Origin of the sequence: Alteromonas sp. AMM-1 (assembly GCF_047290655.1) — a bacterium.
Classification (GTDB): Bacteria; Pseudomonadota; Gammaproteobacteria; order Enterobacterales; family Alteromonadaceae; genus Alteromonas; species Alteromonas mangrovi.
Map to the genome: position 1 here is coordinate 1 of NZ_JBLBUE010000109.1, position 11,408 is coordinate 11,408.

Sequence of the window (11,408 nt, forward strand, 5' to 3'; positions counted from 1 at the left end):
CGGACGCAAGTGCTGCATGACGCGGCTAACGTCCATCAATTCGACATCGTCAAGCGACTCCGGAATACGGCATTGAACAGAAGACAAATCGATATCCTTCGTAGGTTTTTAACAGAGAAATTTGCTATACTTCGCGCTTTGTAGCTTACCAAAGATATTCAGAAAGCCAATCTTTATGACCGTTGAAAAATTTGACCCCAAACAAACCACTACACTGGATGCACCGAAAGCCGTGCTGGCCGAAGCGGCAGCATCCGCTCAGACTGGCGAAAATCAATCGCGCATTGGGTTTGTTTCATTGGGTTGTCCCAAAAATCTGGTAGATTCAGAACGTATTCTTACCCAGTTGCGCACCGAAGGATATGACGTTGTACCAACCTATAATGATGCGGATCTGGTTATTGTAAATACCTGTGGTTTTATTGACGCCGCGGTGCAGGAATCTCTGGATACCATTGGTGAAGCATTAAAGGAAAACGGTAAAGTAATTGTTACCGGGTGTCTGGGCATCAAGGAAAATGACATTCGCGAAGTACATCCCAATGTACTGGCGATCACCGGCCCTCATGCTTATGAAGAAGTGGTAAACCAGGTGCACGAACACCTGCCCAAACCCAGCCATAACCCGTTTGAGCATTTGATTCCGGATCACGGTGTAAAACTCACGCCCCGCCACTACGCTTATTTAAAGATATCTGAAGGCTGTAACCATCGTTGTACCTTCTGCATTATCCCGTCAATGCGTGGCGATTTGGTAAGTCGTCCGGTAGGCGAAATTCTGGATGAAGCCAAGCGATTAAAAAATGCAGGGGTGAGCGAGTTACTGGTTATTTCTCAGGATACCAGTGCATATGGTGTTGACGTAAAGCATCGCACAGGTTTTTGGGACGGCATGCCGGTTAAAACCCATTTGCTGCAACTCTGCCAAAAGCTAGGCGAAATGGACATGTGGGTGCGTTTGCACTATGTATACCCCTACCCGCATGTTGACGATTTAATCCCACTGATGAATGAAGGGAAAATTCTGCCGTATTTGGATATTCCATTTCAGCATGCCAACAAGCGTATTCTTAAACTCATGAAACGCCCAGGCAGCGCAGAACGCACACTTGAGCGTATTAAAAAATGGCGCGAGCAATGCCCGCAGTTGATCATTCGCTCTACTTTCATCGTAGGCTTCCCTGGTGAAACAGAAGAAGAATTTGAAGAGTTACTGGAGTTTATCCGCGAGGCTGAGCTGGATCGCGTGGGATGTTTCGCTTATTCACCGGTTGAGGGCGCAGTTGCCAACGATTTACCCAACCCGGTTGATGAAGACGTGAAACAAGCGCGCCTGGAGCGCTTTATGGCGGTACAAAGCGAAATTAGCGCAGCACGGTTAAAAGCTCGCGTAGGGCAAGAGTACCAAATCGTGATTGACTCCGTTGACTCTGAGGGTGCAGTAGGACGTTGCTATGCCGATGCGCCTGAAGTAGATGGGGTTGTGCATTTAAACGGCGTTTATGATGTTCAGCCAGGCCAACGTGTATGGGCAGAAGTGATCCATACCAATGAACACGACATGTGGGCCGTTATGTCAGACGATCAGGACGACGCGTTTGAAGAGGACGCAGAGTAAAGCCCATTGGGTTAACCCGCTAGGTTGACCCGCTAGGTTGACCCGCTAGGGCATTATGCGACATGAAACAACAGCCGCTTAGCGTCATATTAAGCGGCTGTTTTACTACCAGGGAAGTTCACCACCATTGGCATGAATAAAACTGCCAGCATTGTCCAGGGTCAATTCGTTTATTCTATCGATTAATCTGGCCGCTGCGGTATCCGCATCCACATCCCCCTGACCACCCACCATATCGGTTTGCACGAAGCCAGGATGAAACAAACCTACAGCAACACCACGAGGTGCCAAATCTTTTGCCAGTGAGACACCGGCGGCATTCAGCGCGGCTTTGCTCATACGATAACCATAATACCCGCCGGAACTGTTGTCAGCCATGGATCCCATCCGGCTGGTGATCAACGCGACTTTTGCGCCTGAACGCAAGTTTTCAAGCAAGCACTGAGTCACCAATAATGGGCCCATTGCATTAACCCGAAACTGATAATCAATCGTATTGGGTTGCCAGTCGCTTATACTCTCTCGGGCCAGCACGCCGGCATTGTTTATCAGCAGATCAATGCTCACATTCTTCAGGCTCTGCAAACTGGCTGGAAGGGTATCGGGATTCCCTACATCAACACCGTCAATTACGGTTGCACCGCTTTGCGTTAAGGCATCTGAACTATTGCGGCATAGACCGTATACTGCGTGACCGGCAGCTATTAATTGTTTTGCTAAGGCTAGCCCAATGCCGCGATTGGCGCCTGTTATGACTACGTTCAAGATTATCTCCCGTTTACCGCGCGCTTAATGTCGCTAACAAAGCGACTAAATCTTCCGGCGTATCAATACCCACTGGTGGTGGAAACTTTGCCAGTTCTACATGAATCGCATCGTCGTACCACAACGCCCTCAGTTGCTCCAGCGATTCAATATGTTCCAGGGCAGAAGGTGCATAGCTTACATATTGTTTAATATACTGTGCGCGATAAGCGTAAAGTCCAATATGACGACGATACAGCGTGGGATCTACACTGACAGGCTGTGCCATCATGGTATCCCGCGCAAAAGGTATCACCGAGCGGGAAAAATACATGGCCCTGCCGCTGGCTGATGCCACCACTTTTACTACATTGGGGTTGAGTACTTCCGCAGCAGTATGAATTTCTGTACACAGCGTAGCCATTTGCCAGGTTTTACTGGATGCCAAATTAGCGGCTACCTGCTGAATATTCCCGGCAGGTACAAAAGGCTCGTCCCCCTGAACATTCACCACTATAGTGTCATCGGGTATTTGCCTGCTGCGCACTACTTCTGCGATGCGCTCGGTACCCGATGTATGTGCAGCATCTGTCATCACTACATCGGCAAATTTACTGGCAACCGAGGCAATGCGCTGGTCGTCTGTGGCAACAATCACCGCACTCGCACCCGCTTCTTGCGCTCGTTCAACAACGTGCTGAATCATCGGCTTACCCAGAATATCTACCAGTGGTTTGCCAGGAAAACGCGTAGACTGGTAGCGGGCCGGTATCACTACAGTAAAACCCATGCTTTACCCCTTTTTCAGTGCCTCGAGTTGTTCCAGAGAAATACTGCTCGCCTGCTCTTCCAGAAGAACCGGGATCCCATCATGCAGCGGGTAAACCAGCCGATCAAAGCGACAAATCAACGCGTCTGCGTTTTGATGTTGTGCAAACAGCAACTTCCCTTTACACACGGGACAGGCTATTACATCCAGTAGTTTTCTATCGAATGCCATGTTACATCCTTAATGGCGCTGCATTAAGCGGCGCAGTTGTTCAATAATATTAGTATAAAAATCGTCTGGCATAGATGCCGAAACCGGCTGGTACCAACAATCATCATGAGCAATGTTACTCACTTTTACCGCATCTTTTTCGGTCATAATTACGGTACCTGCAGGGATATCTGCAATCGTAATGGCGTGGTGATCAGGCAGCGCAATCGTGTTTGATACAGTCAGTCCCATCTGCGCCAGTTGGGTAAAAAAGCGTTGCGGATCGCCAATACCTGCCATTGCACTAATGTGCTGATTACGCAGGGCAAGTTCACTCACTTGTATTTGCATTTCAGAATGCTTCACATTGATTAAATCGCCCGGCGTAAAACGCATGGGAATAGGATTAAATCGCGAAAGCTCGGCAGGTATGTTTACCTCTGCGCTACCCTGATTAAAAATAATGGCATCCACCGCAGATAAACGCCACATTCCCTCTCTTAGCGGCCCCATAGGCATCAGTTTTCCGTTACCGAACAAGCGGCCGTCCACGACAACCAGTTCAATATCTCTTGCAAGGGCATAATGTTGCAACCCATCATCACTGATAATCACATCACACTGGTGTTGCGAAATCAGGTGATTTGCGCCACGTGGACGTACCGGGTCAATCACAACAGGCACACCGCAGCGCCTGGCGATAAGTAACGGCTCGTCACCGGTCATATCGCTGCTAAGATCAGGGTTAACATCAAATGGAAAATGGGTTGCTTTAGCCCCGTAGCCGCGGCTGACTACACCAACGCGAAACCCGGATTTTTTAAGTGCATCGCAAAGGGCAACAACGACCGGAGTCTTACCATTTCCCCCCACGCTGATGTTCCCGACCACAATAACAGGCACACCAACACGCGTTTGTTTGAACCACCCGCGTTGGAAAAACCAGCGTCGCAGACCGCTTATCACGGCAAATACTACGCTCAGTGGCAAAAACAACCACTGGTACCAGGCTCCCTGATACCACATTCGGGTAATCCAATTCACTGGCTATTCCCCAAATTGCATGGCGTGTAATTGCGCGTAGGCACCGCCGGCCGCCAACAACTGCTGGTGTTGGCCGCGTTCAACTACTCTTCCCTGATCAACGACCAGGATTTGATCGGCATTTTCGATAGTAGAGAGACGATGAGCAATAATAATACTGGTTCGGTTTTGCTGCAGACGTTCCAGCGCGTCCTGGATCATTCTTTCGGATTCGGTATCAAGCGCTGACGTAGCCTCGTCCAAAATCAGAATAGGCGCATCGAGCAACAGTGCCCGGGCAATCGCCACACGCTGGCGTTGACCGCCAGATAAACTGGCACCATCTTCCCCCACCATAGTATCCAGACCCTGCTCCATTTGATCAGCAAATTCCATTACATGCGCCAATCGGGCAGCGTGCTCTATCTGCTGGCGAGTAACCGATTCACTTACGCCATAAGCAATGTTATTGGCAATGGTGTCGTTAAATAACGTTACCTGCTGCGAGACCAGTGCAATATTCTTGCGAAGGGATGCCAGAGTAAAAACGTTAATATCTGTCTCATCAATCTGAATACTGCCCTGTTGCGGCAAATAAAAACGTGTGATTAACGATGACAAAGTCGACTTACCGCTTCCCGACCGCCCCACCAGCGCGACACTGCTTCCGGCAGGTACATGCATACTGATTTGGTTGATGGCTGGCTGGGATTTACCCGGATAAGTAAAGATAACATCGTTAAATCGAATATCGCCCGACACACGTCCTGCATCCAGCTTACCGTTATCGGTTTCCGGCTGCTCATCAAGTACCGCAAAGATACTCTGACACGCCGCCATACCTTTTTGAAACTCGCTGTTAACGGTAGTGAGCTGCTTAAGGGGTTTTAGCAGCATCACCATGTAGAAGACGATAGTCACAAACGTACCAGCAGTAAGATCGGCCAATAACCCAGGCGTACTGGCAATATACAAAACCACTGCGAGTGCCAGGGATGCAATAACCTGAATAGTCGACACACTGAGTGTTTGAGTGACCGCCAGCTTCATATTTTGCTGTCGGTTACTATTGCTCTTTTGGGCAAAACGCTGCTGTTCTTTGTTCTGGCCGCCGAACATCAGCACCACTTTGTGGCCCTTTACTACCTGTTCAACTGAACTGGTAAGGCTGCCCATAGACTGTTGAATGCTGCGACTCACTTTGCGAAACCGCTTGGTCACAAATGACACCACCACGGCAACGACTGGGCCAACAAACAGGAATACCAGGGATAACTGCCACGACAGATAGAACATCCACAACAGGATCCCCACCACCAAGGCGCCTTCTCGCACCAGTACGGCAAGTGCCTTACTTGACGCCCCGGCAATCTGGTCGGTGTCGTAAATCACTTTGGATATCAGGTTACCCTTTGACTGCTGATCGTGATAACTCACCGGCAAACTAATGTATTTAGCGAACAGTTGCTGGCGCATTTTCATCACAACCTGTGATCCTATCCAGCTTAATGCATAACTGCCCAGAAAATTGAAAATACCCCGCAACACAAACACCGGCACAACCAGATACGCGGCCATTCGAAGATAATCGAAGTCTTGTTTGTTCAAAGCCTGATCAATCACCGGTTGAACCTGAGAAATCACAAACGTGTCGATGGCAGAATAGCCAACCATGCCGAAAAACGCAGCAACAAATGCGAGCTTGTAATCACGCAGATAGGAAAAAAAACGTTTTGTTGGCAAATCTGTAGAGCTGTTTGGTTGCATAGCACACTAATATCAGAATAAATCGCGCGTATTGTACCTGTTATATGGTCAATTCACTAATTTCAAAATGATTTCTGGTACCAGGGCCCTGACAACCGGTATTCCTCTGTCGTTATTGTCTTGTTAAACGTCAATTTCAGATAGCCTGAACGACTGGTGTTAATTGTGTGTATTTTTCGCTGCTGATAACGATTGACGACGTGTTTATTTGGAAAGCCCCATCGATTTAACCAGCCCTGTGAAAATACCACCAGATCAGGCGACACCGCCTCAATAAATCCCGGCGTTGAAGATGTCGCACTGCCATGATGGGGAGCTAACAAAACGTCCGCGCGCAGCGACACGGTATCATCAACAGCGCCTGTAGCAGTGAGCTGCTCTTCGGCCAGGGCTTCAATGTCGCCGGGAAAGAGTGCTGAAAATTGATTGCCCGACACTTTCACTACACACGAGAGATTATTCTCAGAATACACCTCATCGTTCATCACATTTGGCCATAAAAGCTCAAACGTTAATCCCTCCCATTGCCACTGGGAACCTCCGACACATCCAGCCTTTGGTGACACTACACGAATATTGGGATAGGCCTGCATAATTGCATCGAGACCACCGGCATGGTCATTGTCAAAATGGCTGATGATCACAAGCTCCGGTAACAGGCCTTGATGGAGTAGAAATGGCAATAACACCTGCTGAGCATAGCCGCCTGTGTCGCCGTAGGCGGCGCCAGTGTCAAATATTACTGCCTTGCCGTTACGCGTAACTAATGACGCATTGCCCTGACCAACGTCAAAGTAATGAATTTCCCAGTTATTTTGGGGCAGAATAAAGCTTAATGAAAAAAGTACCCCACCAATGACGTAACAGGTTATCAGCTTCTTTCTAGCGTGAAATGGCAACACAAATACCAATAAAGCCAGTGAGCACAGAAAGATAAACCCTTTCTGACTGGTATCAATCAACACAGAATCTACGTGCAACAATATCCAGGAGACCAAGTGTTGTAAACCATCAATCGACCTACTGATTAACTCACCCAATACATTAAGATATTCATAAATAAATACTGAATTTTCGGGTAGACAGGCAAGTAACAATAAGCCAACCACGGAAGCAGGTACGATCAACACACTAATCAACGGAACATAAATCAGGTTCACGATGGCAGACACCCAGCTAACCGAATGAAAAACAACCAGAGTAAGAGGAACAAGTCCCGCATTTAACATCAGTTGCATTGTTAAAAACTGTTGCCATTTAGGTTTGTCGGACGTAAATCGGCTTTGCCATCGCCAGTGTACAGCCATGATCACAGCGACCGCGCCTAAACTCAGATACAAGGCAATGCCGTATATAGCCGTGGGCTCAACAACCATGCACAAGGTTGCTGTTAGCATCAGCATTAACCACCGTCCAATTCGTTTAGACCACCAGCATAGGCAAATAAACAAACACAACACCACGTAGGCCCGAATCACCGAGACTTGCCAGTTTGCGCAATACGCGTATGCCGTGCTGCCTGCCAGCATACATACCCACTGAATAGGTAGCAGTGAATCTCGCCTGACGCTTGTCATGCTGAACATTAACAAGGTGACTATCTGCACAACCACTACGATTACCCCACCCGCCACCGCAAGGTGCAAACCGGAAATCGCAAATAAATGCGCCGTGCCGGATTGCTTCAGTAATCTCCAATCGTCCTCGTTGAACCCGCTGCGATCGCCAAACATCAGCGCATTCAGCCATTTCTTGCCGGGTACCTCCAGGCTAAGCAGTTTTTGTTGTAGCCGCGAACGCGGTGATAAAGAGGGTTCCATCAGTTGAATCTGTTCGCCCTGCACATATCCTGTACGAACAATACTCTGGCTGACATACCATTTTTGCGTATCAAAACCAGCGGGGTTGGCTACCGCTCTGGCTGGTCGCACTCTGGCCTGCAGCCGCACTGTCTGGGCTACCCGGAATTGTTTCGTGGGTTCATAGTAATAAATCAGACAGGTTAATGATGATGGCCAGGGCTCGCCATCAATCCGTAAGTGATCCAGCAGTAGTCTATCGCTGCGCCGACTGTGTGAAATGTCAGCAATTCGTCCTTCAATTGTGACATCTTGTTGAATTTCACCACCCAGCTGTTGCCAGTGAAGGTATCTTTGGCCTACACTCGCTGCCCAAAGGATACCTGCGCATGAGCCAATAGCGAGCCACACCAGTATTTGATTGACGTTAGTCAATAAAAACAAAGGTCGCTTTTTGCCTTGTTGTGCAACAAAGAGTAGTATTCCAGCAACGGTTATCAGCACATACTGTGTAGTGGTTGATGGAATGGATGTCCACCATTGTGACGACACCATTGCGCAACAAAAACCTGTTGTAATACTGCCTGTTATGTGTCCGTTCACCCAAATGACTCAGTTGTCAAAATAGTTTGATAGGTATGCCTAAAAAGTTCATAAAGCGTTTATTGCCTGATCATCAGTCGATCAAAAACAATCGAGCATTAAAAGTATTCGGCACTATTCTGCATGAGCCGAACTTGTGGCATCTGAATCGAAAATCGGCTGCCGGTGCGTTTGGGATCGGGTTGTTTTTTGCGTTTTGGCCGGTACCTTTCCAAATGTGGCTGTCTGCCGCCGCAGCTATCCCCTGCAGGGTTAATCTCCCCCTATCAATCGCAACCGTGTGGATTACCAATCCCTTTACCATGCCGCCTATATTCTATGGCGCCTACCTGATTGGCTCTACTGTACTAGGGACCGATTCTCAGGCATTTCATTTTGAACCAACATGGGAATGGGTGGTGAATTCACTGTCTACCATAGGACCAGCTTTCTTGCTGGGCTGCGGCATTTGCTCCGTTGTATTTGGTATTGCCGGGTACTACAGTCTTAACTGGCTGTGGCGCTTTTCGGTTCGTAAAGCCTGGCAAGCCCGTAAGCTAAAACGCAGTCAAAATGCAGCCTGAATGATTAATACCAATTCCTAAGAAATTCATTGTCTCTTCACCCCTTTATTAAAAGGCGCACTGTCCCCTAAACTAGTTTAGGGGTAATTACCTATAATAATCGTACAAAATACGACCTACCATTTACACATTATTAACAATGATACCAACACCAGTTTGAGGAACGATATCGGGCCTGCTGACCTACCTCACATTGGATTGTTACAGGAAATACACATTGAGATGTTGTGGAGAGGTATAATGAAAAATCGTATTAAAACCGGTTTAGGTAAAACCACCCATTGCGGGTTGTTAGTGGGTTTGTCGCTATTATCAACAACTGCAATGGCTACCGTAATTTCAAGCCAAAGCAATGCTTACGGACTAGGTGTTAATCTCGAAATCGACATTGAGAGTGTTGCTGTGGCACAAGCTAATGCAACATTGCCAGTCTTACTTCAACAGACAGCACCAAGCGCCTATGACATGTCCAATTCTGGTCTGTCACTGGCAACTAATATCACTACTACCCTCAGCGAAATACAAGACGTAAGCGTATTTGCATCAGCCGGTGTATTTTCAGGCCAAATAATATCAGACACCGACGGCAATGCCGGCAACAGAACAACGTCAGCGTACAGCGAGGTAAGTAGTCTCGCCTTAAGCGTTACCGATACCACGTTTCCTCTCGATTTGAGCGCATTATTAGAAATATGCAGTACCACACTGAATAGCTATGCTGAAGTATCCGGAGACTGGAACACGTTTACTGCCACAGGCAGTTCGATGATAGAAGATTTGAGCATCTTCTTCCTGGGGGAACAGGTTGACCTGATTGCCGAGGGGATATCTGTCGATGTACTGGCTGGTTCAACGCCTAACTTCCAGCTTATCGATTTTGCCGGTGTTGCCGGGCTAAATTTGATCCTGAATCAACAAGTCAGCCAATGCGCAATGCCTGGCTATTGCTCCATGGAGGTCAACGCTCTGCGCTTTATATTTGAAGGTGTCAGCCTGCTAGATGCCGGTATAGACGGCCTGATAAACGGCGAAATCATTATTAGTCACAGTTACGCAAACATGTCCGGCATACCTGCATCGCCCGTGAATGCGCCAACCGCAATTTACATGCTTATAATGGCTACGGCTTTGAGTGTAATCAGAGCCAAGCGTTAACCAAACGTATCCGGGAAGTGCAGCATTAACGCTGCACTTTTTAATATGATCTACACTAATCCCTGCTCATTCAGGAAAGACATCAAACGCGCTTCGTCCCACACCTCGACGCCCAATTCCTGCGCTTTGGTTAATTTGGAGCCGGCCTTTTCTCCTGCTACCAGGAAATCGGTTTTTGCTGAAACACTGCCTGCTACTTTGGCACCCGCTTGTTGAAGCAGCGCTTTTACCTCATCACGGGACAGCACGCTCAACGTACCTGTTACCACTGCCGTTTTACCCAAAAGTACCTGTTCTTCTATTTTCGGCGCTTCGATGGCTGGCCAATGAACACCCGCCTCAATCAGGCCAGTGATCACGTCAAGGTTATGCGCTTCGGCAAAGAAGTTGGCAATGTGCTGGGCAACCACAATGCCCACATCCTGCACGGTTTGCAATGTTTCGACATCCGCCTGCTTTATCGCGTCCAGTGACGTAAAGTGTATGGCCAGGTTAAGTGCTGTGGCTTCGCCTACTTCCCGGATCCCAAGAGAATAAAGAAATTTCGCCAGTGTGGTTTGCTTTGATGCTTCAATAGCATTAATCAAATTCACCGCTGACTTCTCACCCATGCGCTCCAGTTGTATTAACGATGGCAAAGACAGGTGAAATATATCTACCGGCGTATGCAATAAATCCGCATCAACAAGTTGATCAATTAATTTGTCACCTAATCCGTCGATGTCCATGGCTTTGCGTGAGGCAAAATGTTTCAACGCCTGCTTGCGCTGTGCGCCACAGATCAAACCACCGGTACACCGGGCAACCGCTTCATCATCCAGTTTTTCAACATGAGAATCACATACCGGACAGGTATGGGGAAATACGATCGCCTTAGCATCGGCTGGTCGTTTAGCCCTAACAACGGAGACAACCTGCGGGATCACGTCACCAGCACGGCGAATTACAACGGTATCGCCGGTCATCACACCCAGGCGATCTATTTCGTCCTGATTGTGCAATGTGGCATTTGATACGGTTACCCCGCCTACAAATACGGGCTCCAGCCGTGCAACAGGCGTAATGGCTCCTGTTCGTCCTACCTGGAATTCAACATCCAGCAAACGGGTCATTTCTTCCTGAGCAGGAAACTTATGTGCAATCGCCCAGCGCGGCGC

General features: G+C 48.2%; 10 protein-coding genes. 3 read left to right on the top strand and 7 right to left on the bottom strand.

What is annotated here, in order from left to right; translation table 11 throughout:
* Positions 1 to 175 precede the first annotated feature (175 nt).
* Positions 176 to 1,618, top strand: a complete 1,443-nt coding sequence (rimO, locus tag ACLR2L_RS14710; protein WP_413369087.1) for a 30S ribosomal protein S12 methylthiotransferase RimO — start codon at positions 176 to 178, stop codon at positions 1,616 to 1,618.
* 105 nt (positions 1,619 to 1,723) lie between these two features.
* Here the strand turns inward: rimO and ACLR2L_RS14715 are convergent, their stop codons facing one another.
* The 6 genes from ACLR2L_RS14715 to ACLR2L_RS14740 all read right to left on the bottom strand — a co-directional run bounded on the left by ACLR2L_RS14715 (position 1,724) and on the right by ACLR2L_RS14740 (position 8,485).
* A complete protein-coding gene (locus ACLR2L_RS14715; RefSeq protein WP_413369090.1) occupies positions 1,724 to 2,383 on the bottom strand; it encodes an SDR family oxidoreductase in 660 nt (219 codons plus the stop codon).
* A 13-nt stretch (positions 2,384 to 2,396) separates the two neighbouring features.
* Entirely contained in the window at positions 2,397 to 3,152 is a 756-nt protein-coding gene (kdsB, locus tag ACLR2L_RS14720; RefSeq protein WP_413369092.1) for a 3-deoxy-manno-octulosonate cytidylyltransferase, read from the bottom strand.
* Positions 3,153 to 3,155: 3 nt separating this feature from the next.
* Entirely contained in the window at positions 3,156 to 3,362 is a 207-nt protein-coding gene (locus ACLR2L_RS14725; protein WP_140956892.1) for a Trm112 family protein, read from the bottom strand.
* 9 nt (positions 3,363 to 3,371) lie between these two features.
* On the bottom strand, positions 3,372 to 4,385 hold the full coding sequence (lpxK, locus tag ACLR2L_RS14730) for a tetraacyldisaccharide 4'-kinase (RefSeq protein ID WP_413369094.1): 1,014 nt from the start codon (positions 4,383 to 4,385) through the stop codon (positions 3,372 to 3,374).
* Positions 4,386 to 4,388: 3 nt separating this feature from the next.
* Positions 4,389 to 6,131: a lipid A export permease/ATP-binding protein MsbA gene (gene msbA, locus ACLR2L_RS14735; protein WP_413369096.1), complete on the bottom strand. Its 1,743-nt coding sequence runs from the start codon at positions 6,129 to 6,131 to the stop codon at positions 4,389 to 4,391.
* A 62-nt stretch (positions 6,132 to 6,193) separates the two neighbouring features.
* Positions 6,194 to 8,485: a DNA internalization-related competence protein ComEC/Rec2 gene (locus ACLR2L_RS14740; protein WP_413369097.1), complete on the bottom strand. Its 2,292-nt coding sequence runs from the start codon at positions 8,483 to 8,485 to the stop codon at positions 6,194 to 6,196.
* Positions 8,486 to 8,568: 83 nt separating this feature from the next.
* Here ACLR2L_RS14740 and ACLR2L_RS14745 point away from each other — a divergent pair, with 83 nt between their 5' ends.
* Entirely contained in the window at positions 8,569 to 9,096 is a 528-nt protein-coding gene (locus ACLR2L_RS14745; protein ID WP_413369099.1) for a DUF2062 domain-containing protein, read from the top strand.
* A 240-nt stretch (positions 9,097 to 9,336) separates the two neighbouring features.
* On the top strand, positions 9,337 to 10,251 hold the full coding sequence (locus ACLR2L_RS14750; RefSeq protein ID WP_413369101.1) for a hypothetical protein: 915 nt from the start codon (positions 9,337 to 9,339) through the stop codon (positions 10,249 to 10,251).
* A gap of 50 nt (positions 10,252 to 10,301) precedes the next feature.
* On the opposite strand, the gene ligA is transcribed toward ACLR2L_RS14750, so the two are convergent.
* A partial coding sequence (ligA, locus tag ACLR2L_RS14755; protein ID WP_413369103.1) for an NAD-dependent DNA ligase LigA occupies positions 10,302 to 11,408 on the bottom strand: 1,107 nt, incomplete at its 5' end.

Bases quoted from the DNA above. Each gene is read 5' to 3' on its own strand.
- ACLR2L_RS14725 (WP_140956892.1), bottom strand. From the start codon at position 3,362: ATGGCATTCGATAGAAAACTACTGGATGTAATAGCCTGTCCCGTGTGT.
- msbA (WP_413369096.1), bottom strand. From the start codon at position 6,131: ATGCAACCAAACAGCTCTACAGATTTGCCAACAAAACGTTTTTTTTCC.
- ACLR2L_RS14745 (WP_413369099.1), top strand. From the start codon at position 8,569: ATGCCTAAAAAGTTCATAAAGCGTTTATTGCCTGATCATCAGTCGATC.
- ACLR2L_RS14750 (WP_413369101.1), top strand. From the start codon at position 9,337: ATGAAAAATCGTATTAAAACCGGTTTAGGTAAAACCACCCATTGCGGG.
- kdsB (WP_413369092.1), bottom strand. From the start codon at position 3,152: ATGGGTTTTACTGTAGTGATACCGGCCCGCTACCAGTCTACGCGTTTT.
- ACLR2L_RS14740 (WP_413369097.1), bottom strand. From the start codon at position 8,485: ATGGTGTCGTCACAATGGTGGACATCCATTCCATCAACCACTACACAG.
- rimO (WP_413369087.1), top strand. From the start codon at position 176: ATGACCGTTGAAAAATTTGACCCCAAACAAACCACTACACTGGATGCA.